Here is a 23,509-nt window from a genome sequence, read left to right on the forward strand (position 1 = left end):
GTGCGCCCGGGCGGCGGCGCGTACGGGGCCGGGCGGGCGGAGCGGGCGCGGCCCCGCTTGCATCGGTGCCGCGCAAAACAAAACGCCCGGCGGATGCCGGGCGTCATCGGAGTGTCAGCAGGCGGCAGCGGCCGCCGCGACGTTCGCGCGAGTTCGGCGCGTCAGGGTCAGGCGTCGCCTTCCTGCGCGGCCGGGCGCGCCTTCACGCTGCCTGCGATCAGGTCGAAGCGGAACAGCCGGCATTCGAGCGCGCCGTTGAACAGCGGCGTCTTGGCCGATTCGCGCAGCCGCAACTGGCCGGGCAGCGAACGGTCGGACGTCAGCAGGAACGCCTGCCAGCCCGTGAAGCGCTGCTTCAGCGCATCGCCGAGCGCGTTGAAGAACTCGCTGTCCGGCGCGTCGGTGTGCGTGCGGCGAAACGCGTCGTCGTTGCCGCGGTTGCGGCCGGTCTCGCGCACCTCGCCGCGGGCGCTGCGGCCGCGCACTTCGATCCGCTCGCCGTACGGCGGGTTCGCGAGAAGGATGCCCGGCCCGTCGCACGGCGGCGTCATCCCGCGCGCGTCGACCTGCTTGAGCCACACCGACGGCACGCCCGCGCGCTCGAGGTTCGCGCGTGCCTTCTCGAGCATGTCGCCGGAGATGTCGCTGCCGTACACGCCGAGCGCTTCGCCGCGCTGGGCCCGCGCCGCGCGCTTCGCGTCGAGCGCCGGCACCTTCAGCCCCTGCCACGCGGTGATGTCGTACTGCTTGAGCTTTTCGAAGCCGAACCGGCGCTCGACGCCCGGCGCCACGCCGAGCGCGATCTGCGCGGCTTCCGCGAGGAACGTGCCGCTGCCGCACATCGGGTCGTACAGCGCGGTGCCGGGCTTCCAGCCCGTCAGCCGCAGGATGCCGGCCGCGAGGTTCTCGCGCAGCGGCGCCGCGCCCTTGTCGAGGCGCCAGCCGCGCTTGAAGAGCGGCTCGCCCGACGTGTCGAGGTACAGCGTGCATTCGCCCGCGGTCAGGAACGCGAACACGCGCACGTCCGGCGCACCGGTGTCGATGCTCGGGCGCGAGCCGGTTTTCTCGCGCATCCGGTCGCAGATCGCGTCCTTCACGCGCAGCGTCGTGAATTCGAGGCTCTTCAGCGGCGACTTGATCGCGGTGATGTCGATGCGCAGTGTCTGCGTCGACGCGAACCAGCGTTCCCACGGCTGCTCGAGCGCGAGCGCGTAGACGTCCTGCTCGTTGCGGTACGGGCCGTGCGCGATCTTCAGCAGGATCCGGCTCGCGATCCGCGAATGGAGGTTGGCGGCCATGCCGGCGGCCCAGCCGCCGCTGAAATGGACGCCGCCCGGCACCTGCGCGCCCGCGGTGAACGGCGCGCCGTTCAGGTGGCGGCCGGCGATTTCGGCCAGCTCGGCGGCAAGCGCCGCTTCGAGGCCGCGCGGGCAGGGGGCGAAGAATTCGAACAGGGTGGGCGAGGACATAAGGCGGGTGAGGACGTGCAAAAGTACACTATTGTACGCGGCGCGGGCGGCCGGGGCCGGCGTTTCGGCGCGGCGGCGCCGGCGCAACCGCCGTTCGCGCGCGCCGGCAGGGGCGGCGAGGCAGGGGGGCCGGCCGGGCGCCGCCGCCTCGCCGCCGGTCAGTGCGCGCCCGGCTGGCCGACGCGCGTGCTCGGATTGCCGGCCGGCCAGAACAGCGCCAGCGGATTCGACAGCATCGTGCGGACGATCGCCGCGACGAGCGCGCGCACCTTGGTCGGGCGCAGGCTGCGCGAGCGCACGGCCATCGTGAACGCGAGCGCGAAGCTCACGAGCACGTTGAGGATCGCCATGCTCAGCACGCCGGCGGCGGCCCACCACAGCTCGGGCGTGCCGAGCGCACCCTTGCCCAGTACGCCGAGCGCGACGCCGATCGAGCCGGCCGACAGCGTCACGTGCCGCACCTCGAACGGGAACATGAACACGGTGACGATCGCCGGAACGAGGCCGAGCATCAGGCCGAGACCGACGTTCGCGACCACGCCGGCGACGTTCGACCGGCAGAAGTGCGCGAGCTTCGCGGCGCCGGCCGCGCCGAGCGTGAGGCGCAGCCGGCGGTTGTACGTGAGCGCGTCGCCGACCCGGTGCAGCACGAACCAGTTGTCGGCCCAGCCCGCGAGCAGGCTCGACGCCCACAGCAGCACGCCCGTCAGCGCCGCGTAGAACGGCGTCGGGCCCAGCAGCGAGAACGAATGCAGCGTCGCGTGCGCCTTCTCCGGCGAAATCACGTTCGTGTGCAGCACGTTGGCCGCGAACAGCTGCACGAGCAGGCACACGGGCAGCACGACGAGCACGTTGCCGGAAATCGCGGCCGCCTGCGTGCGGATCAGCGCGATCACCGACGCGACGAACGCCTTCACGCCTTCGTCGTGGCCGGTGTCGTCGAGCTCGCGCGCGAGCGTCGGCGCGGTCATCGCGGGCTGCTTGGTCGCGAGCGTGAAGTGCAGGAAGTGCATCAGCATGAAGCTGGCCGCGTAGTTGATGCCCGCGAGCAGCCCTTCGAGCATCGACTGCAGGTGCGCGCCGGTGATCGCGAACTTCACGCACACCGTCGCGACGGTGACGAGGCCGCCGCCCGCGGCCATCCGCAGCATCTTCAGGTACTCGGCGCGGCCGCGCGAGATGTAGTGCTCGCCGGTGTCCGCGTTGGTCTCGACGAGCTTGCGCGCGAACAGCGAGAAGTTGCTGCGCACGAGGTGCGCGACGCTCTGGCTGTTCTGGTTCGCGTCGACGAGCTCCGCCGTCAGGTGCGCCATTCCGTGCAGGTCGTCGCGCGCCATCCGCGCGTTGAGCAGCGTTTCCGCGCGCAGGATGCGCATGCGCATCCGCTCGACCTGGAACACGATGTCGACCGACACGCCGTTGCGGTACAGGTGCGCGAACACGTCGTCGACGGCGATCCGGCATTCGTCGAGCAGCACGCGCAGGTAGTTGACCTCGTGCAGCAGCTTGCTCGGGTCGCCGCCGTCCTCGACGGCCGCATGCGCGGTCTCGACCGCGAGCATCGCGCGCGTCAGGCGGTAGAACGGCTGCGATTCGAGCGGCTTGCGCGCGTCGTCGTCGGACAGCCGGCTGCGCACCGTCTGCGACAGGCCCGTCGAGCTGATCTGGCAGGTCAGGTTGTGCAGCGCGGCCAGCAAGTCGCGCGAGAACGAGCCGGGCTCGTGGCGCTCTTCGTCGGTGACGTCGAACGACAGCAGTTCGGCGAGGCGCGCGAGCAGGTCGTCGGGCAGCGCGTCGATCCATTTCGCGTCCTCGGGCGCGGGGAACATCAGCGTGAACAGCGCCGACAGCTCGCGGCGGTTCGGCGCGGGCGGGATCAGCGACGAGTCGATCCGCTCGAACAGCGCGCCGAAGAAGCCCGAATGCACGGGCATGCCGGCGTCGCACAGCAGCGAGATGCCGTCGCACTCGCGCAGGATGCCGCGCAGGATGCGCGCGGCGTGCGCTTTCCACGCGGGGTTGCGATCGAGCACATGGAACAGGTAGCGCAGCCGCGCATGGGCCGGGTACGCACGCGTGTCGGCGTCGCGCGCGGCCGGCGCGTCCTGCACCGTGCCGTTGCGGCGCAGCCAGTGCGCGAGCTCGATCAGCCATTCGCTGCGCTCGGCGTACGACGCGTCGGCGTCGGCGTGCGCGAGCAGCGCATCGAGCTGGTGACCGGCATTGCGCGACGCGCGCCACTTCTTGATCAGGGTCGTCAGGGAACGAAACATAAACGGAATAGCGAAAGCCCGGGACGGGCGGGTTCGGGATGCCGGCCGGGAAAACGGCGCGGCGCCGGTGAGCACGGGTGAGACGGGGCCGGTGGCCGGACGACGCGCGGCGACCCGCGATGCGGCTGCCCCGCCGCGGTGCACGCGATTCGCGTGCGGGCGCCGGGAGGCACGGCGGTCGGGCTGAACGCGGCCCGGCGCCGCTGGCTGGCGCGCACGACGAACGGCGCAAGCCTGAAAGTGCGTAGGATCGTCAATCGGGCCGGAAAACGCAAGCCGACCGCTTGGCATGGCGCGGGTTCCGCCGGCTTTGACAAAGAATGTAAATGGCCGTCCGGTCGTGGGGCGCGGTAAGCGAGGGCGGCTGCGGCGGCATGCTGCCGGCGTTCGGCTTTCGGCGCGTGCGACCGGACGCGCCGCGCCGGGCGACACCGCGCACGCGAACGCCGCGCCGTGTCGAACGTTCGCGCCCGTGCCGCCTGCGTTCGCTTATGCGCCCGACTTGCCCGTCGCGCCGGCGTCGCCGCCGGACGTCGGGTTGGCCGGACACGGCACGACCGGCGCGGCGGCCGTCTTGCCGCCGGCAGCCGGCGCGGCCGCCGCGCCGCCGCGAGCGGCCATCGCGCGCACGCCGGCCGCGGCCTGCGTCGCAATCACGTCGAGCGCGCGCCGGTGGCCGGCGACGAGCGCGTCGTAGCCGTCGGCGACCGGTTCCGCGACGCTCGTGCGGCAGGTCATCACGGCCTGCGTGGCGAGCGAGCGCACGCTCCACACGGCGTCGAGCGCGGCGCGCTTGCCCGGCCACGACTCGAAGCGCTGCACGTTCACGCTGATCCGGTATACGGGCACGCCGGCCGGATACGCGGAATTCGCGACGTCGATCGTGCCGAGCTGCGCGGCGAGATCGTCCGACAGCGCGCGGCGGATCTCGTCGGCGGGCGGCGACGCCCAGCGTTCCTGCTCGAGCACGTCGACCTGCGCGGCGTTCTTCTGCACGACCAGCTGGTTCTTCGCGACCTGCTCGGGCACGCCGACCGACGGCACCTCGATCAGGAACGCCGGGTTGGCAGGCGCGGTGCGCAGTGGCGCCGCGGCGTCGGCCGGGCTGAGGGTGTAGAACCGCGCGGGCGGCGAGCTGCACGCGGCGAGCGCGAGTGCGGCGAGTGCTGCCGCCGCGCCGCTCGCGAAACCGTTCACGCGTGTCGTCGTCATGGTTGATCTCCTGGCTTGCCCTTGAGCAGCGATTCGGGGTGGCGCTCGAGATAATCGGCGAGCGCGTTCAGCGATTGCAGCGTGCGCGTGAGCTCCTTCAGCGCGCCGCGCACGTCGGACTGCAGCGGTGAATCCTGCTGCAGCGTCGCCTCGGCGGTCGAGAAGGTCTGCTTCGCGGCCGACAGCGTGTCGCGCGCTTGCGGCGCGACCTGCGTGTCGAGCTGCTTGAACAGCTTGTCGGCGTTCGCGAGCGCGCTGTTCAGGTTCGCGCCGATCTGGTCGAACGGCACCTTGTCGAGCTTCTTCGCGATGTCGGCGACCTGCAGTTGCAACTCGTCGAGCGTATTCGGCACGGTCGGCAGCTCGAGCGGCTGGTGGGCCGTGTCGATCTTCGCGGCCGGCGCCTTCGGGAAGAAGTCGAGCGCGACGTACAGCTGGCTCGTCAGCAGGTTGCCGGTGCGCAGCTGGCCGCGCAGCCCGTGCTGGACGAGCCGCTCGACGATCTCGCGGCGCGCCGGTTCGCCCTTGCTCTCGATCGTCTCGCGGAAGCGGCGGCCGAGGCGTTCCGGATACACGTTCATCGTCACCGGCATCAGGAAGTTCTTCGTCTTCGGATCGAAGTCGATGCCGATGTTCGTCACCTCGCCGAGCACGATGCCGCGGAAGTCGACCGGCGCGCCGACGGCGAGCCCGCGCAGCGACTGGTTGAAGTTCATCACGACCTGCAGCGGCTGGCCGTCCGGGTCGCGCATCGCGTCGCCTTCGTCGGAGCCGAGACGGAACGTCGTGTTGTTCGGCGCGGTCGTGCCGGTGCCCTGGTTCGGCGGCGTCTGGAACGCGATGCCGCCGAGGATCACCGTCGCGAGCGACTGCGTGTTCAGCTTCAGGCCGCTCGAATCGAGCCGCAAGTCGACGCCGCTCGCTTGCCACCACCGCGTGTTCATCCCGATGTACTGGTCGTACGGCGCATTGACGAACACGTTGAACGTGACGCCCGTGCCGTCCTTGTCGAGCGAGAAGCCGACCACCTGGCCGACCTGGACGCGGCGGTAGTAGACCGGCGAGCCGATGTCGACCGAGCCGAGCGAATCGCCGCGCAGCACGTACTGCGTGCCTTTCTGGTCGCCCGTGACGGCGGGCGGCGTCTCGAGGCCCGTGAAATCGGTCAGCGTGTCCTGGCCGTGGCCGGCGTCGACGCCGATGTATGCGCCGGACAGCAGCGTGCCGAGCCCCGACACGCCGGTCGCGCCGACGCGCGGCCGCACGATCCAGAAGCGCGAGCCCTTGACCGCGAAGTCCTCGGCTTCCTTCTTGAGCTGCACCTGGACCAGCACGCGCGACAGGTCCTTCGACAGCTTGATCGTCTTGACCATGCCGATCTCGACGTCCTTGTACTTGACCTGGGTCTTGCCCGGCTCGAGCCCTTCGGCGCTGTGGAAGCTGATCGTGATTTCCGGGCCGCGCTCGCGCACGGACTTGATCACGAGGCCGATGCCGATCAGCGCGGCGATCAGCGGCACGAGCCAGACGAGCGACGGCAGCCAGCCGCTTTTCGTCGAGATCGCCGGATCGGGCGGCCGGGGCGCGTCTTGCTGCGGGCCTTGTGGATTATTCATGGTGATTCCCTGAGGTTTCGACTGGATCCCAGATCAGGCGGGGATCGAACTGCACCGACGCGAGCATCGTCAGGATCACGACCGAGCCGAACGCGAGCGCGCCGGGGCCGGCCGTGATGACGGCGAGCGAACGGAAATGGACGAGCGCGACGGTCAGCGTCACGACGAAGATGTCGAGCATCGACCAGCGGCCGATGCGCTCGACGATCCGGTACAGGCGCGTGCGCTGCAGCGGCCGCCAGGCGGCGCGGCGCTGCGCGCTGGTCACGAGAATCGTCAGCACGCCGAGCTTGAGCATCGGCACCAGAATGCTGGCGACGAACACGACCACGGCGAGCGGCCAGTCGCCGGACGTCCAGAAATAGATGACGCCGCTCATGATCGTGTCCTGCTGCGAGCCGACGATCGACGACGTGCGCATGATCGGCAGCAGGTTCGCTGGAATGTACAGGATCGCGGCCGCGAGCAGCAGCGCCCACGTGCGCATGATGCTGTTCGGCGTGCGCACGTGAAGCGCGCTGCCGCAGCGCGCGCAATGCGCGTGCGGCCGGTCGATCGTCTGCACGAGCCCGCATGCGTGGCAGCTGGCGTAGCCCTCGCGGGCGGCGGTCGGCGTGGCCCTCGTCATCGGCGGGGCGCGTCCGGCAGCGGCGCGGCGGCGTCGGGCCGCCCGGGCGCGCGGCCGGCGCGCAGGTCGTCGGCTATGTCCCATACCGTACGCGGGTCGAACATCAGCACGACGGCGGTCATCAGCGTGAGCGCGCCGAACGCGAACAGCGCCGCATCGGGCACGACGCGCGCGAGGCTCACCATCTTCACGATCGTGACCACGATGCCGAGCATGAACACCTCGATCATCCCCCACGGCCGCACGAGCTGGATCGTGCGCAGCACGAGGTTCAGGCCCGGCGGCACGACGCCGCGGCGGATCGGCAGCAGCACGTAAAGCAGCGCGGCCATCTCGACGAGCGGGAACAGCACGGTCGAGCAGAACACCATCACGCCGACGGCCGCCATGTCCTGATGCCACAGCGTGTCGATCGCGCCGATCAGCGTCGTCTGCACGCGCGTGCCGTTCAGGTCCATTTCCAGGATCGGGAACGCCTGCGCGATGATGAAGGTGACGAGCGCCGCGACCGCGAGCGCGGTGATGCGCTCGATCTGCGTGGTGCTGTTGCGATAGAGCAGCGCGTCGCAGCGCGGACAGCGCGCGATCTCGCGACCGTGAAGACGCGGTTTATGCAACAGTGCGTCGCATTCGTGGCAGGCAATCAGGTCGTATCGTTGCATGGAAAAGGCGGTGTTGCGGCGGCTCGGGGACGCGTCGACGGGGCCGGAACCCGCGCCAATCTTACCAAAAGGGCTTTTTCGATGGGTCAAGGATCGTGTGCTGCGTGACCGATCGGTAACATGACGGGAAGCCGTCAGCCGGCTGGCGCGCCTGTCCTCAGAGTCCGCGCGCGTCAAAAGGTTGCGGTAGCATGGCGCCCTTGACATGCGTCGGACGAATTTACCGGCGCAGCCGTTCGCTGAACTGAGGAACCCACGATGGCATCGAAATCCCCGCCGGCCGTGCCGGCACGCTACGCGCATACCGCGATCGCGCTGCACTGGCTGATCGCACTGCTGATCGTCTGCGGCTTCGCGCTCGGCTGGGTGATGACGGACATCCCCGGCTTCACGCCGACCAAGCTGAAGTACTTCTCGTGGCACAAGTGGATCGGCGTGACGGTGTTCGCGCTGGCCGTCGTGCGCGTGCTGTGGCGTGCGACCCGCGTGCCGCCGCCGCTGCCGGGCGACACGCCGGCGTGGCAGCGCGCGGCGTCGCACGGCGTGCACATGCTGCTGTACGTGCTGATGATCGTGATTCCGGCGACGGGCTACCTGTACAGCTCGGCGTCGAACATCCCGGTCGTCTATCTCGGCATCGTGCCGCTGCCGCGCCTGATCGACCCCGATCCGGCGCTCAAGGAAACCTTCAAGACGCTGCACGTGACTTTGAATTACATTCTGCTTGCGCTCGTTTCGCTGCACGTGCTCGCGGCGCTCAAGCACCAGTTGTTGGACCGCGACGGCCTGCTGTCGCGCATGCTTCCCTTTGCCAAATGAAGGATCCCATGAAAGTGTCTTTCTCCCGCTCCATGCTGACCGCGTTCGCCGCGGCGGCGCTTGTCGCGTCGGGCGCGGCGCATGCCGACGTCGATCTCGCGAAGAGCAAGGTGTCCGCCGTGTCGAAGCAGATGAACGTGCCGACCGAAGGCGCGTTCAAGAAGTTTTCCGCGCAGGTGAAGTTCGACCCGGCCAAAGCCGCGCAGGGCAGCGCGCAAATGACGATCGACGTCGCGAGCTTCGACCTCGGCGACAAGATGTACAACGACCAGGTCGCCGGCAAGGACTGGTTCGACGCGAAGACCTATCCGCAGGCGACCTTCGTGTCGTCGGCGATCGCGCCGGCCGGCGGCAACAAGTACAACGTGACCGGCAAGCTGACGATCAAGGGCAAGGCCGAGACTGTCACGGTGCCTGTCACGGTCGCGCAAAACGGCGCGACGCAGACGTTCGACGGCGTGCTGCCGATCAAGCGTTCGGCCTTCAACGTCGGCACCGGCGAGTGGAAGGACACGTCGATCGTCGCGGACGAAGTGCAGATCAAGTTCCATCTCGTCGCCACGAAGTAAGCGGCAGGTTGCCGCCTCAACTGAATGCCGCGCGAGGGCGCGGCGCCGTTTCCAGGAGAAAAAGTTTGAAAAAGCATCTGATCATCGCCGCCGGCGCGCTGGCCGCTTCGCTGTCGTTCTCGGCCTTCGCCGAAAGCGCAACGTACCAGTTCGACCCGAGCCACACGTACCCGAGCTTCGAGGCCGACCATTTCGGCGGCCTGTCGGTCTGGCGCGGCAAGTTCGACAAGTCGAGCGGCACCGTGACGCTCGATCGCGCGGCGAAGACCGGCACGGTCGACGTGACGACCGACATCGCGTCGATCCACACGGGCAGCGCGAAGCTCGACGAGCACCTGCAGACGGCCGAGTTCTTCGACGTGGCGAAGTTCCCGCAGGCGAACTACAAGGGCACGATCAAGTTCGACGGCGACAAGCCGGTGTCGGTGGTCGGCAACCTGACGCTGCATGGCGTCACGAAGCCGCTCACGCTGAAGATCGATTCGTTCAAGTGCATGCCGCACCCGATGCTCAAGCGTGAAGTGTGCGGCGTCGACGCGGTCGGCGAATTCAGCCGCGACGATTTCGGCCTCGACTACGGCAAGCAGTACGGCTTCAAGATGAAGACGAAGCTGCTGATCACGGCCGAAGCCGTCAAGCAGCAGTAATATTCCCCGACGCGGCCGGCCATCGCGCCGGCCCCCCGCGGGCAAACCGCCGCGCTCCCGTTACCGGGGCGCGGCGGTTTTTTTGCGCGCCTATAATCGCCCGAACGTCGCATGTGGCCATGCGGCGCCGGGCAGGCCGACGGCGCGACGTCGGCCTGCCTCGAACATCGAACAGAACGTACAACGACAAGGAGATCGCCGATGCATGCCGTCACGCAGTCCAGCTCCATGGCTTCGTCGCCGCGCGTCTGGCGCGCGGTGGTCGCCGCGTCGATCGGCAACGCGCTCGAGTGGTTCGATCTCGTCGTCTACGGCTTTTTCGCGGTGACGATCTCGAAGCTGTTCTTCCCGGCCGGCAACGACACCGTGTCGCTGCTGCTCACGCTCGGCACGTTCGGCGTGTCGTTCTTCATGCGGCCGCTCGGCGCGATCGTGCTCGGCGCATACGCCGATCGCGCGGGCCGCAAGGCCGCGCTCACGCTGTCGATCCTGCTGATGATGGCCGGTACGCTCGTGATCGCGGTGCTGCCGACTTACCAGACGATCGGCGTCGCGGCGCCGCTGATCCTCGTCGCCGCGCGGCTGATGCAGGGCTTCTCGGCGGGCGGCGAGTTCGGCAGCGCGACCGCGTTCCTCGCCGAGCATGTGCCCGGGCGGCGCGGTTTCTTCGCGAGCTGGCAGGTCGCGAGCCAGGGGCTCACGACGCTGCTCGCGGCCGGCTTCGGCACCGTGCTGAACGCGCAGCTCACGGCGGACCAGATGGCTGCGTGGGGTTGGCGCGTGCCGTTCTTCTTCGGGCTGCTGCTCGGGCCGGTCGCGTATTACATCCGCGCGAAGGTCGACGAGACGCCCGAATTCCTCGCGGCCGAAAGCACCGCGAGCCCGCTGCGCGATACGTTCGCGTCGCACAAGGCGCGGCTCGTCGCGGCGATGGGCGTGGTCGTGCTGGGCACCGTCGCGACCTATCTCGTGCTGTTCATGCCGACCTACGGCGTGAAGCAGCTCGGCCTCGCGCCGTCGGCCGCATTTGCCGCGATTCTCGTCGTCGGCGTGATCCAGATGGCGTTCGCGCCGCTCGTCGGCCACTGGTCGGATCGCTATGGCCGCGTGCGCGTGATGATCGCGCCGGCCGTCGGCATTCTCGTGCTGATCTATCCGGCGTTCGCGTATCTGGTCGCGCATCCGGGTTTCGGCACGCTGATCGCGCTGCAGGTGCTGCTCGCGTTCCTGATGACCGGCTATTTCGCGGCGCTGCCGGGGCTGTTGTCCGAGGTGTTTCCGGTGCAGACGCGCACGACCGGGATGTCGCTGGCGTATAACGTCGCGGTGACGATCTTCGGCGGCTTCGGGCCGTTCATCATCGCATGGCTGATCAAGACGACCGGGATGAAGACCGCGCCGAGTTTCTACCTGATGTTCGCGGCCGTGCTGAGCCTCGTGGCGCTGGTGGTGCTGCGGCGGCGGTTCGGGTTCCGGTGAGGCTTGGGTGACGCGGCGATGTGTCCGCCGCCCTCCAAAGGGGGGCGATTTTTTTATGTGCCGCCTTTTTCGGTTGGTGATATTTCGGAGACTGCTCGCCCTGTAGCTCGAAATGAGCCTTACAAAATTCAGTCACGTCTTATGGCGATTTTGCCCTTCGCTTTGTAGAGTCTTGCGGGATATTTCGCAAACCACTCGGGCAATTTAGCCGGAAAGGACTGATATGGCGGTTCAGGCACCACCGAAGACGGGCTTCGAGAAATGGCAGGACGGCATCGACAACGCGGCAGGCGATACCAGATGGGATTCCTGGGATTGCGAAATCCGGATGGCAGTTGATGAGTACGACCGACCATTCAAAAACTCAATCCTGCCGCGCATATATTGCGGCCCGGCCAGACATTGAAGTCTCGGAAGGCATCGCTGAGGAAGGTTATCGTCGGCTGGAAAACGATTACAACGTCGAGCATTGCAACAAGCTATAACGTTGGCGATTCAACGTATGCCAAGAAGCTCGACTATGCCCTTGCACTAATCCGGAAGGGAGAAACGGCGATATGCGCGTACTAGTTGTCCTGGCGCTGGGTGTGTCCCTCGGAACCTTGTCAAGTACGTTGGCCGCTGCCGACAACGCTTTTACAGGCAACTTCCCGGGAACCGGCAGAGCCTGTTCGGGTGCACTCTATGTACGCGCTAAGACGATCGAGTGGAATTCAAGCTACAGCATCTGCAAGTCGTCCCCCTACGAAATTCTGGAGAAGAAATTCGATGGCGACCAGGAGCGAATAGTCTTTCGCTTGAAGAATCGCAGTAGTCGATGCCGTTACTCTGTCGTAGAAGTTGAGCGAGCAAGCGACTACAACTGGAACGTGAGCGGCTACCAATCTTTGGAAGGGTTTCGGAAAAGAGATTTACCGGAATGGAGTAATTCACCGTTACCAGAAAGGCAAATATTGTCGTGCTCGATGACCGGGCCGGATTGAGTTGGAAGCCGGAATCATGTAGACGGATTACCTTCCGATTCGCAGACCGGCTTCGCCGGCATCGACCATGGTTTCGCATCAACCTTCGCAATCGCGCGCCCTACCAGCGCATCGAGCGCTTGCCGGAGTTGCGAGTCGACGGTCGTGCCGAATTCACGCGGCGGCAGCGCCGCACTCGTCGACCGATCGACCTTCGCGTGCGGGAACGGACGGGCACGAGCCGGTTCGCATCCGGCGCGCCGGGCGGTGGTTTCACTTATGCGGCAAAGCCAACTGCGCATTGAAGGCGATGCAATACAGGACAGGGCGAATGTGCGAAAAATCGTATTATCAGTCGCGGCTATTACTTTTCCAATCATCTCCATAGCCGCGCCGGATACCTCGGTTCAGAGTGAGCGCGAACTGCGCGGCGAATGCTCGAACGGAGTGATTGGCGTCTCCTCATTGGGCGGAGGTGCTATAGGCAATGCACTTGAGATGCGGCGTCTGGCCTGTGTTGCAGAACTCAATAACAGACGCGCCGCGCAACTACGCGACGCGGTGTCTGAAATAGCGGGCCATGTCCCCATCGCGACGCGACGGCACGAGCCATGCCGGCACGATACCGTAGCCCGCCGCCCGTGCCGTCGCGTCGCGAGAAGAGGGCGGCGACGCCCACATGAAAAAAGGCCGGTCCAACAGGACCGGCCTTCGTATATCCGCCGAAACCGCGCAGCGCTCAAACCTGCGCGCCCGCGTTCGGATCGTCCGGATCGTGCGCGGTCTTCTTTTCCTTGATCAGGTCTTCGCGCTTGATGCCGAGCCACATCGCGAGCGAGCCCGCGACGAACACCGACGAGTAGATGCCGAACATGATGCCGACCGTCAGCGCGAGCGCGAAGTAGTGCAGCGTCGGGCCGCCGAAGAAGAACATCGACAGCACCATCATTTCCGTCGACGTGTGCGTGATGATCGTACGCGACATCGTGGTCGTGATCGCGTGGTTGATCACTTCCTGTACGCTCATCTTGCGTTCGCGGCGGAACGTCTCGCGGATTCGGTCGAAGATGACGACCGACTCGTTGACCGAGTAGCCGAGCACCGCGAGGATCGCCGCGAGCACCGCCAGCGAGAACTCCCACTGGAAGTACGCGAAGAAGCCGAGAATGATCACGACGTCGTGCAGGTTGGCGATGATGCCGGCCACCGCGTACTTCCATTCGAAGCGGAACGACAGGTAGATCACGATGCCGATCACGACGCACGCGAGCGCGAGCAGACCGTCGGTCGCGAGCTCGCGGCCGACCTGCGGACCGACGAACTCGACGCGCTGCAGCGTGACGTCCGGGCTCTGCGCCTTCAGCGCGCCCATCACCTGGTCGCTCTGCTGCGCGGACGTGAGGCCTTCCTTCAACTGCAGGCGGATCAGCACGTTGCGCGACGTGCCGAAGTTCTGCACCTGCGCGTCGGCATAGCCGAGCTTGCCGAGCGTCGCGCGCACGGGTTCGAGCTCCGCGGCCTGCTGGTACTGCACCTCGATCACCGTACCGCCGGTGAATTCGACGGACAGGTGCAGCCCGCGGTGGAACAGGAAGAACACGGCGGCGAGGAACGTGACCAGCGAGATCACGTTGAACACCAGCGCGTGCCGCATGAACGGAATGTCTTTACGGATGCGGAAAAATTCCATGGCTTCGTCTCCGGGGCCTTATTGGGTCGAGCCCGGTTTCTTCGGCGACACGCCTTGCTGCGCGCGGTTGCGCAACTGCGGCTTGCCGGCGCGCGGCGCGTTGCCCTTCGCCGGGGCGGCGAGCTTCGCGGCGCGCGCGGTGTCGGTCGATTCGTCCGCGTCGGTGAACGACGCGGCGGCCGCGCCTTCCGGCTTCCACACCTGGCCGATCGCGAGCGACTTCAGCTTCTTGCGGCCGCCGTACCAGAGGTTGACGATCCCGCGCGAGAAGAACACCGCGGAGAACATCGACGTCAGGATACCGAGGCAGTGCACGATCGCGAACGCGCGAACCGGGCCCGAGCCGAACGCGAGCAGCGCGAGGCCGGCGATCAGCGTCGTGACGTTCGAATCGAGAATCGTCGCCCACGCGTGCGCGTAGCCGGCCTGGATCGCGAGTTGCGGCGGCTGGCCGGCGCGCAGTTCTTCACGCACGCGCTCGTTGATCAGCACGTTCGAGTCGATCGCCATGCCGAGCGCGAGTGCGATTGCCGCGATACCGGGCAGCGTCAGCGTCGCCTGCATCAGCGACAGCACGGCGACGAGCAGCAGCAGGTTTACCGACAGGCCGATCACCGAGACCACGCCGAACAGCATGTAGTACGCGACCATGAACACGGCGATCGCGCAGAAGCCCCAGATCACCGAGTGGATGCCCATCTTGATGTTGTCGGCGCCGAGGCTCGGGCCGATCGTGCGTTCCTCGATGATGTCCATCGGCGCGGCGAGCGAACCGGCGCGCAGCAGCAGCGCGAGATCGGCCGCAGCCTGCGGCGTCGGCTGGCCCGTGATCTGGAAGCGGTCGCCGAGTTCGGACTGGATCGTCGCGACCGTCAGCACTTCGCCCTTGCCCTTCTCGAACAGCACCATCGCCATCGGCTTGCCGATGTTCTCGCGCGACACCGTGCGCACCGCGCGGCCCCCCGCCGAATCGAGGCGGATGTTGACCGACGGACGCTGGTGTTCGTCGAAGCCGGCCGATGCGTCGATGATGCGGTCGCCGGTGAAGATCACGTCCTTCTTCAGCAGCACGGGCGCCTGGTTGCCCTGCGTGAACAGCTCCTCGCCCGGCGGCACGGGGTCGTTCGGGTTCGGGTGCGTGTTGATCGGATCGGCAAGGCGCGCCTCGAGCGTCGCGGTGCGGCCGATGATGTCCTTCGCCTTCGCGGTGTCCTGCACGCCCGGCAGCTCGACGACGATGCGGTCGCTGCCCTGCTGTTGCAGGATCGGCTCGGACACGCCGAGTTCGTTGACGCGATTGTGCAGCGTCGTCAGGTTCTGCTTGAGCGCGGCGTCCTCGACGGATTTCTGCACGGCCGGCGTGAAGGTGCCGACCACCTGCGTGCCGCCGCCGCCGGGCTGCGTCGCCCATTGCAGCTCGGTGATCGACGCGGCGAGCACCTTGCGGGCATCTTCCGCCGTCTGCGCATCGCTGAAGTTGACGACCACGGACTGCTCGACGCGGCTCACGCCGCCGTCGCGGATGTTCTTGTCGCGCAGCAGCGCACGTGCGTCGGACGCGTCGGAGTCGAGCTTCTTCGTGAGCGCGCCCGTCATGTCGACCTGGAGCAGGAAGTGCACACCGCCGCGCAGGTCGAGGCCGAGATACATCGGCAGCGCGTGCAGCGCGGTCAGCCAGCGCGGCGACGCGCTCTGCAGGTTCAGCGCGACGACGTACTGCGGATCGTTCGGGTCGGTGTTCAGCGACTTCTGCAGCAGGTCCTTGACGCGCAGCTGCGTATCGGTGTCCTTCAGGCGCACGCGGATGTTCGCGCTGGTCGCCGTGTTCTCGAAGGTGATGTCGTCCGGCTTGATCTGCGCGGACGCGAGCGCCGATTCGACCTGGGTCAGCGTGGTCGAGTCGAGCTTGACCGTGGCCTTGCCGCTCGACACCTGCACCGCCGGCGCTTCGCCGAAGAAGTTGGGCAATGTGTACAGAAGGCCGATGGCGAGCGCCACGACCATCACGACATATTTCCAGAGTGGATAACGATTCATGAGGGGGCCGAACGGGTGGTTGGCGTGAAAGCGTCGCGTCCGGCGCCGCGGCGGCCCGCTCTCTCAGGCGGGCACGGCGCGGGGAGCCGGACGCTCGGTGAAGGCCTTACAGCGACTTGATCGTGCCCTTCGGCAGAATGGTCGTGACGGCAGCCTTCTGCACGGTGATTTCGGTGCCTTCGGCGATTTCGACGCCGATGTAGCCTTCGGTGACCTTCGTCACCTTGCCGACGAGGCCGCCGCTCGTGACGACTTCGTCGCCCTTCGCCATGGCCGCGAGCATGTTGCGGTGTTCCTTCTGGCGCTTCATCTGCGGACGGATCATGATGAAGTACAGCACCGCGAACATCAGGATGAGCGGCAGGAAGCTCATCAGGCTCGATTCGGCGCCACCGGCACCTTGCGCGAAGGCATTGGAAATGAACGGCACGTTGGTCTCTCCGTAGGGGAAGATCGAAAAATAAGCCGGTTATTCTACCACCGGCCCCATGCGCAAACGGCGCGGCAAATGCGCTTTCGGATCAAGCTGTTAAAGCATGATCCGATACCATTGCGGCTTGTTTGGAAAGGCAATTGTAATGTTTGGCGGTCGCGACCGGTATCGGGATCGCTCAATTTAGTACGCGTCCTATGCGGCGGGCTGTGATGCGGGCAGTCGGCCCGTCAGTCGACCCCTCTCGCCCGATCCTCCGCGAAGCGCTGCCGGAATGCGTCGAACGTATGCGTTTCGATCGCGTCGCGGATCTCGCTCATCAGTTGCAGGTAGTAGTGCAGGTTGTGGATCGTGTTGAGCTGCGCGCCGAGGATTTCGCCGACCCGGTGCAGGTGATGCAGGTAGCCGCGCGAGAAGTTCTGGCACGTGTAGCAGGTGCAGGTCGAATCGAGCGGCTTCAGCGAGTTCTTGTGCGTCGCGTTGCGGATCTTCACGTCGCCGAAGCGCGTGAACAGCCAGCCGTTGCGCGCGTTGCGGGTCGGCATCACGCAGTCGAACATGTCGATGCCGTTCGCGACGCCGTCGACCAGATCCTCCGGCGTGCCGACGCCCATCAGGTAGTGCGGCTTGCTGGCCGGCAGCTTCGGGCCCACGTGCCGCAGCACGCGCATCATGTCTTCCTTCGGCTCGCCCACCGACAGCCCGCCGATCGCGAGGCCGTGGAAGCCGAGTTCCGAGAGGCCCGCGAGCGATTCGTCGCGCAGATCCTCGAACATCCCGCCCTGGACGATCCCGAACAGCGCGTTCGGGTTGCCGAGCCGGTTGAATTCGTCGAGCGAGCGCTTCGCCCAGCGCAGCGACATGCGCATCGAGTCGGCCGCTTCCTTGTGCGTCGTCGGCACACCGTTGGTGGCGTACGGCGTGCATTCGTCGAACTGCATCACGATGTCCGAGTTCAGCACCTTCTGGATCTGCATCGACACTTCCGGCGACAGGAACAGCTTGTCGCCGTTGATCGGCGACGCGAACGTGACGCCGTCCTCGGTGATCTTGCGCAGGTCGCCGAGCGAGAACACCTGGAAGCCGCCGGAGTCGGTCAGGATCGGCTTGTTCCAGCCCATGAAGCCGTGCAGGCCGCCGTGCGCGTCGATCGTGTCGAGGCCCGGGCGCAGCCACAGGTGGAACGTGTTGCCGAGGATGATCTGGGCCTTGATTTCGTGCAGCTCGCGCGGCTGGATCGCCTTCACGGTGCCGTACGTTCCGACCGGCATGAAGATCGGCGTCTCCACCGTGCCGTGGTTGAGCTTCACGCGGCCGCGGCGCGCATGGCCGTCGGTCGTCAGCAGTTCGAATTCGAGCCCGTTGGCGGGGCGGTCCTGCACGGGGGCGCTCGGATGAGCGTGCGTATCGTGGGATGAACCTTCGGTCATCGCGTCATTCTCCTTGCCACCGAAGAACAGTTCGGCGCATGTTGGAAACGCCGCCGGGCAGCCGGCGGCGGGGAAAGCGGGCGCGCGCCATCGTAGCGCGTGCGGCGGGAAAACGGGGTAACAGCGCGCGGCGCGCAACGGCTGCGGGCAATCGCAGACCGGTGCGTGATCGCGCACGCCGCGCTTACGCGCCCGGCGCCTCCGGCGTGTCGCGCCGCGTGAGCAGCATCGCGTCGCCGTAGCTGAAGAACCGGTAGCGTTCTTCGATCGCGTGCCGGTACGCGGCGCGGATCGTCTCGACGCCCGCGAACGCGGACACCAGCATCAGTAGCGTCGATTTCGGCAGGTGGAAATTCGTGACGAGCCGGTCGACTACGCGGAAACGATAGCCGGGCGTGATGAAGATGTCGGTCTCGGCCTGCGTCGCCGCGAGCGCGCGGCCGGCTTCGTCGGCCGAGCGCGCCGCGGCTTCGAGCGCGCGCATCGACGTCGTGCCGACCGCGATCACGTTGCCGCCGCGCGCACGCGTCGCGGCGATCTTGTCGACGAGCGACTGCGGCAGGTCGTACCACTCGCTGTGCATCTTGTGCTCGGCGATGTTCTCGACGCGCACCGGCTGGAACGTGCCGGCGCCGACGTGCAGCGTGAGCGTCGCGCGCTCGACGCCCATCGCATCGAGCTTCTCCAGCAGCGGCTGGTCGAAATGCAGCCCGGCCGTAGGAGCTGCCACCGCGCCCGGGTTGCTCGCGTAAACCGTCTGGTAGCGCGTTTCGTCGGTCGCGTCGGGATCGTGCTCGATATACGGCGGCAGCGGCAGGCGGCCGAATTGCTCGATCAGGTCGAGGCACGGCGCGGGAAAATGCAGCGTGAAGAACGGCTCGACGCGCTCGCCGACCGTCACGTCGAACGCATCGGCCAGACGCAGCGTCGTGCCGGCGCCCGGCGACTTGCTCGCGCGGATCTGCGCGAGCGCCGTGTGCGTGCCCGTCACGCGCTCGATCAGCACCTCGATCCTGCCGCCGCTGGCCTTCTGGCCGAAGAAACGCGCCTTCAGCACCTTGGTATCGTTGAACACGAGCAGGTCGCCGGGCGCGATGCACGCCGGCAGCTCGGTGAAATGGCGGTCGACCAGGCGGGCGGGCTCGACGGTGCCGTCCACCTCGAGCAGGCGGCTCGCGGTGCGGTCGGGCAGCGCGGTTTGTGCAATCAGCTCGGGTGGCAGATTGAAATCGAAATCGGAAAGCGTGAACATGCGGGCTGGTTCGAAGCGGCCGGCGGGCGTCGCCGGCAGGGCGGAAACGCGTAATCGGGGCGCGCGAGCCGCTATGATGACGGGATGCGCGGCCTGGCCGGCGTCGTTCGTTCGGACGACGTGAAAGCCGCTATTGTACTTGCCTTGCGAAGCACCCAGACGATCCGATGCCTGTGTCACCACGCCGTTCCCCCGCTGCCGTCGCCGATTCCGCCGATCCGTTCGACGCGGACGATGCCGCCTCGTTAGCGCCGCCCGCAGCGGGCCCCGGCGCGCGCCGCGCCGGCCCGAAGCGCGGCGCCGACGGCCGGCTCGCGCAGCCTGCGGCGGCCGCGCCCGAGGCCGACGGCGCCGCCGCCGCGAGCGACGAAGCAGGCGCGGCCGGCGCGAAGCGCCAGAAGAAGCCGGCCGCCGACAAGCCGGTGAAAACCGCCGACAAGCTCGCGAAGCTCGGCCTCACGCGTTCGATCGATCTCGTGCTGCATCTGCCGATGCGCTACGAGGACGAAACCACGCTCACGCCGATCGGCGAGCTGTTGCCGGGCGGCATCGCGCAGACCGAAGGCGTCGTGTTCGACAACGAGGTCGCCTACCGGCCGCGCCGCCAGCTGGTCGTGAAGATCCAGGACGACGACGGCGAGCAGCTCGTGCTGCGCTTCCTGAATTTCTACGGGTCGCAGGTCAAGCAGATGGCCGTCGGCCAGCGGCTGCGCGTGCGCGGCGACGTGCGCGGCGGCTTTTTCGGGATGGAGATGGTGCATCCGGCCGTGCGCGTCGTCGAAGCCGACGCGCCGCTGCCGCAGGTGCTCACGCCCGTCTACCCGAGCACGGCCGGCGTATCGCAGGCGTACTTGCGCAAGGCGATCGAGAACGCGGTCGAGCGCACGCCGCTGCCCGAACTGCTGCCGCCGGAGATCCAGCGCGATTACCTGAAGCCGCTCGACGTGCCGACGCTCGAGCAGGCGGTGCGCATCCTGCACCATCCGCGCGTCGATTCCGACGAAGCCGCGCTGATGGACGGCTCGCATCCGGCGTGGACGCGCATCAAGTTCGAGGAGTTGCTCGCGCAGCAACTGTCGCTCAAGCGGGCGCACGAGGAGCGCCGCACGCGCGCCGCGCCCGCGATGCCGCGCCGCGGCGCGGCCGATGCCGATGCGCTGACGACGCGTTTCTACGCGGCGCTGCCGTTCACGCTGACCGGCGCGCAGGCGCGCGTCGTCGACGAAATCGCACACGACCTCACGCTCGCGCACCCGATGCAACGCCTGCTGCAGGGCGACGTCGGCAGCGGCAAGACGGTCGTCGCCGCGCTGGCCGCCACGCAGGCGATCGACGCCGGCTACCAGGCCGCGCTGATGGCGCCCACCGAAATCCTCGCGGAGCAGCACGCGCGCAAGCTGCGCGCGTGGCTCGAGCCGCTCGGCGTGAAGGTCGCGTGGCTCGCGGGCAGCCTGAAGGCGAAGGAGAAACGCGCGGCGATCGAGGCGGCCGCGCTCGGCACCGCGCAGCTCGTGATCGGCACGCACGCGATCATCCAGGATACGGTCGAATTCGCGCGGCTCGGCCTCGTGATCGTCGACGAGCAGCACCGTTTCGGCGTCGAGCAGCGTCTCGCGCTGCGCGCGAAGGCGGCGAACGCGGCCAACGGCGCGCGCGACTTTCAGCCGCACCAGTTGATGATGTCGGCCACGCCGATCCCGCGCACGCTCGCGATGACGTACTACGCGGACCTCGAGGTGTCGACGATCGACGAGCTGCCGCCCGGGCGCACACCCGTGCTCACGCGCCTCGTCGGCGACGCGCGGCGCGACGAGGTGATCGCCCGCGTGCGCGAGGCCGCGCTGACCGGGCGCCAGGTGTACTGGGTGTGCCCGCTGATCGAGGAGAGCGAGACGCTGCAGCTGCAGACGGCCGTCGAAACCTACGAGACGCTCGCCGCCGCGCTCCCCGAACTGAAGGTCGGCCTCGTGCATGGCCGGCTGTCGCCGGCCGACAAGGCGGCCGTGATGGACGCGTTCACGCGCAACGAAGTGCAGCTGCTGGTCGCGACGACCGTGATCGAGGTCGGCGTCGACGTGCCGAACGCGTCGTTGATGGTGATCGAGCACGCGGAGCGCTTCGGCCTGGCGCAGCTGCACCAGTTGCGCGGCCGTGTCGGGCGCGGCACCGCGGCGTCGGTGTGCGTGCTGCTGTACACCGGGCCGCTGTCGATCGCCGGTCGCGAGCGGCTGAAGACGATGCGCGAGACGACCGACGGCTTCGAGATCGCGCGGCGCGACCTCGAAATCCGCGGGCCCGGCGAATTCCTCGGCGCGCGCCAGTCGGGCGCGGCGATGCTGCGCTTCGCGAACCTCGAGACCGACGGCTGGCTGATCGAGCCGGCCCGCGAGGCCGCGGCGCGGCTGATTGCCGCGTATCCCGAGGTCGTCACGCAGCATCTGGCGCGCTGGCTCGGCGCGCGCGAGCAGTACCTGAAGGCCTGATCCACCGGCTCGGGGCCGGATCGAACGCCACCGATCGACGCACCGCGATGCAGAGAAACTTGGCGAACCGGTGCCAACAGGTGTATAAATTAAACCTATCGCCTGTATATCCCTGATTGACCCACAATGACGCTGACTGAATTGAAATACATCGTCGCAGTCGCGCGCGAGCGGCATTTCGGCCGTGCGGCCGAAGCGTGCTTCGTGAGCCAGCCGACGCTATCGGTGGCGATCAAGAAGCTCGAAGGCGAGCTCAACGTGCAGATTTTCGAGCGCGGCGCGAGCGAAGTGAGCGTGACGCCGATCGGCGACCAGATCGTCACCCAGGCGCAGCGCGTACTCGAGCAGACTTTCGCGATCAAGGAGATCGCGAAGCAGGGCAAGGACCCGCTCGTCGGCCCGTTCCGCCTCGGCGTGATCTACACGATCGGGCCGTACCTGCTGCCGACGCTCGTCAAGCAGATGATCCAGCGGGTGCCGCAGATGCCCCTGATGCTGCAGGAGAACTACACGCTGAAGCTGCTCGAACTGCTGAAGCAGGGCGAGATCGACGCCGCGATCATGGCGCTGCCGTTCCCCGAAACCGGCCTGATGGTGCGCCCGCTGTACGACGAGCCATTCGTCGTCGCGCTGCCGGCCGGCCATCCGTGGGAGAAGCGCGACGAAATCGACACCGAGGACCTGAAGCAGGAAACCATGCTGCTGCTGGGCAACGGCCACTGCTTCCGCGATCGCGTGCTCGGCGTGTGTCCGGAACTGATGCGCTTCTCGCAGACGGCCGACGGCATCCAGAAGACCTTCGAGGGCTCGTCGCTCGAGACGATCCGCCACATGGTCGCGAGCGGCGTCGGCATCACCGTGCTGCCGCGGATGTCGGTCGCCGAGATCGGCCCGCGCGCGAACGGCCCGGATGCCGAGCTGTTGTCGTACGTGCCGTTCAACGAACCGGTGCCGGACCGCCGCGTCGTGCTTGTATGGCGCAAGAGCTTCACGCGGATGCCGGCGATCGACGCGATCAGCGACGCGATTGCCGCGTGCGAGCTGCCGGGTGTCGCGAAGCTCGACATGCCGGCCACGATGAACTGACGCGCCTTCTGCATGCGCGTGTGGCGGCGTGATGAACGGGGTCGTGCGACCCCGTTTATTTTTCCCTATCAAATAGATTAAATGTATTAAATTCAAATAATTGATAGATTTATATAGAATCCTCACCATGGATCGGCATCGAGCCGACGTGCGGGATGCACGTTGAATGCAAGCGTCAAAGGAGGATGTCATCATGCGGTCGGTATTGCAGCACGCGCAGTGGAACGTCCCGTCGCGCGGGACAATCGTGCATCGCGCCAGGGCGGCGGTCCGCAGCCTGCGTCCGATTGCATTCGCGTACCTGGCGGATCGTGTGTATGGCGGATGAGTGCCGCCCCGCGCCGGTCCTGTGTTCCCCCGATTCACCTGCCGTCAAGCCATGACGGAGCATCGCATGTCCGATACCGGAAAAAACACCCGCCTCACTGGCACGACGGCAGCCGGCGGCCGCTTCCCCGAGCGCCTCGCCTGCGGCGTGCGACAGCGGGAACGCGTGCGGAAGGCCGCGCACGACGTCCGGTAGCGCGACAGGAGAACCCGCCCGTTCTGTTTCTTACCCCCCGCAATGCTCCACGAACCGCGCCCGGCACGTGGGGGCCTACGAGCAAGTAAAGGAGAAAAAGCATGTCGAACGAATCGAAGTGCCCGTTCAACCACACCGCAGGCAGCGGCACGACGAACAAGGACTGGTGGCCGAATCAGCTGAACCTGAACGTACTGCACCGGCATTCGGCGCTGTCCGATCCGATGGACCCGGATTTC

18 protein-coding genes are annotated in these 23,509 nt (G+C 67.2%); 7 read left to right on the top strand and 11 right to left on the bottom strand.

The genetic code is table 11. From position 1 onward, the window contains the following. Window positions 1-167: 167 nt before the first annotated feature. The 6 genes from LGN10_RS18695 to LGN10_RS18720 form a co-directional block, all read right to left on the bottom strand. A complete protein-coding gene (locus LGN10_RS18695) occupies window positions 168-1,469 on the bottom strand; it encodes a THUMP domain-containing class I SAM-dependent RNA methyltransferase (protein ID WP_059581144.1) in 1,302 nt (433 codons plus the stop codon). Window positions 1,470-1,627: 158 nt separating this feature from the next. Then, window positions 1,628-3,742 carry a site-specific recombinase gene (locus tag LGN10_RS18700; RefSeq protein ID WP_226224544.1) on the bottom strand — a complete coding sequence of 705 codons (2,115 nt, stop codon included), beginning with the start codon at window positions 3,740-3,742 and terminating at the stop codon, window positions 1,628-1,630. A gap of 489 nt (window positions 3,743-4,231) precedes the next feature. After that, window positions 4,232-4,954, bottom strand: coding sequence for a membrane integrity-associated transporter subunit PqiC (locus LGN10_RS18705; protein WP_226224545.1), 723 nt, complete (start codon window positions 4,952-4,954; stop codon window positions 4,232-4,234). Beyond that, the gene (locus LGN10_RS18710) at window positions 4,951-6,570 is read right to left on the bottom strand and encodes an intermembrane transport protein PqiB (RefSeq protein WP_060965589.1); all 1,620 of its coding nucleotides are present in this window, start codon (window positions 6,568-6,570) and stop codon (window positions 4,951-4,953) included. The genes LGN10_RS18705 and LGN10_RS18710 overlap by 4 nt, the downstream gene beginning before the upstream one ends. Beyond that, window positions 6,563-7,198, bottom strand: a complete 636-nt coding sequence (locus LGN10_RS18715; RefSeq protein WP_226224547.1) for a paraquat-inducible protein A — start codon at window positions 7,196-7,198, stop codon at window positions 6,563-6,565. The genes LGN10_RS18710 and LGN10_RS18715 overlap by 8 nt, the downstream gene beginning before the upstream one ends. Then, window positions 7,195-7,860, bottom strand: a complete 666-nt coding sequence (locus LGN10_RS18720; RefSeq protein WP_059581157.1) for a paraquat-inducible protein A — start codon at window positions 7,858-7,860, stop codon at window positions 7,195-7,197. Before LGN10_RS18720 ends, LGN10_RS18715 begins: the two co-directional genes overlap by 4 nt. Window positions 7,861-8,118: 258 nt before the next feature. Here LGN10_RS18720 and LGN10_RS18725 point away from each other — a divergent pair, with 258 nt between their 5' ends. The 4 genes from LGN10_RS18725 (at window position 8,119) to LGN10_RS18740 (ending at window position 11,374) form a co-directional block, all read left to right on the top strand. Next, complete coding sequence (locus LGN10_RS18725; RefSeq protein ID WP_226224549.1) at window positions 8,119-8,679, top strand: cytochrome b; 561 nt, start codon at window positions 8,119-8,121, stop codon at window positions 8,677-8,679. Between the two features lie 8 nt (window positions 8,680-8,687). Continuing rightward, window positions 8,688-9,248, top strand: coding sequence for a YceI family protein (locus LGN10_RS18730; RefSeq protein ID WP_006482463.1), 561 nt, complete (start codon window positions 8,688-8,690; stop codon window positions 9,246-9,248). Window positions 9,249-9,313: 65 nt separating this feature from the next. Next, entirely contained in the window at window positions 9,314-9,895 is a 582-nt protein-coding gene (locus tag LGN10_RS18735; protein WP_034187441.1) for a YceI family protein, read from the top strand. Window positions 9,896-10,096: 201 nt separating this feature from the next. Continuing rightward, on the top strand, window positions 10,097-11,374 hold the full coding sequence (locus LGN10_RS18740) for an MFS transporter (protein ID WP_060312674.1): 1,278 nt from the start codon (window positions 10,097-10,099) through the stop codon (window positions 11,372-11,374). 1,701 nt (window positions 11,375-13,075) lie between these two features. Here the strand turns inward: LGN10_RS18740 and secF are convergent. The 5 genes from secF to queA all read right to left on the bottom strand — a co-directional run bounded on the left by secF (window position 13,076) and on the right by queA (window position 19,178). After that, entirely contained in the window at window positions 13,076-14,026 is a 951-nt protein-coding gene (secF, locus tag LGN10_RS18745) for a protein translocase subunit SecF (RefSeq protein WP_059581175.1), read from the bottom strand. An 18-nt stretch (window positions 14,027-14,044) separates the two neighbouring features. Further along, window positions 14,045-16,063 (bottom strand): protein translocase subunit SecD, encoded by a 2,019-nt coding sequence (gene secD, locus LGN10_RS18750; protein ID WP_124861570.1) that lies wholly within the window; start codon window positions 16,061-16,063, stop codon window positions 14,045-14,047. A gap of 106 nt (window positions 16,064-16,169) precedes the next feature. After that, entirely contained in the window at window positions 16,170-16,493 is a 324-nt protein-coding gene (gene yajC, locus LGN10_RS18755; protein WP_006476868.1) for a preprotein translocase subunit YajC, read from the bottom strand. Between the two features lie 233 nt (window positions 16,494-16,726). Then, window positions 16,727-17,926: a tRNA guanosine(34) transglycosylase Tgt gene (gene tgt / locus LGN10_RS18760; RefSeq protein ID WP_059581185.1), complete on the bottom strand. Its 1,200-nt coding sequence runs from the start codon at window positions 17,924-17,926 to the stop codon at window positions 16,727-16,729. Between the two features lie 184 nt (window positions 17,927-18,110). Continuing rightward, window positions 18,111-19,178 (bottom strand): tRNA preQ1(34) S-adenosylmethionine ribosyltransferase-isomerase QueA, encoded by a 1,068-nt coding sequence (gene queA / locus LGN10_RS18765; RefSeq protein ID WP_226224551.1) that lies wholly within the window; start codon window positions 19,176-19,178, stop codon window positions 18,111-18,113. A gap of 167 nt (window positions 19,179-19,345) precedes the next feature. Here queA and recG point away from each other — a divergent pair, with 167 nt between their 5' ends. The 3 genes from recG (at window position 19,346) to LGN10_RS33555 (ending at window position 23,270) form a co-directional block, all read left to right on the top strand. Further along, window positions 19,346-21,661, top strand: coding sequence for an ATP-dependent DNA helicase RecG (gene recG / locus LGN10_RS18770; RefSeq protein ID WP_226224553.1), 2,316 nt, complete (start codon window positions 19,346-19,348; stop codon window positions 21,659-21,661). A 126-nt stretch (window positions 21,662-21,787) separates the two neighbouring features. Then, the gene (locus tag LGN10_RS18775; protein WP_226224555.1) at window positions 21,788-22,747 is read left to right on the top strand and encodes a LysR substrate-binding domain-containing protein; all 960 of its coding nucleotides are present in this window, start codon (window positions 21,788-21,790) and stop codon (window positions 22,745-22,747) included. Between the two features lie 394 nt (window positions 22,748-23,141). Then, entirely contained in the window at window positions 23,142-23,270 is a 129-nt protein-coding gene (locus tag LGN10_RS33555; RefSeq protein ID WP_264163196.1) for a hypothetical protein, read from the top strand. The last annotated feature ends 239 nt before the right edge of the window (window positions 23,271-23,509 follow it).

This window comes from Burkholderia sp. AU32262, assembly GCF_020419985.1.
GTDB classification, from domain to species: domain Bacteria; phylum Pseudomonadota; class Gammaproteobacteria; order Burkholderiales; family Burkholderiaceae; genus Burkholderia; species Burkholderia semiarida.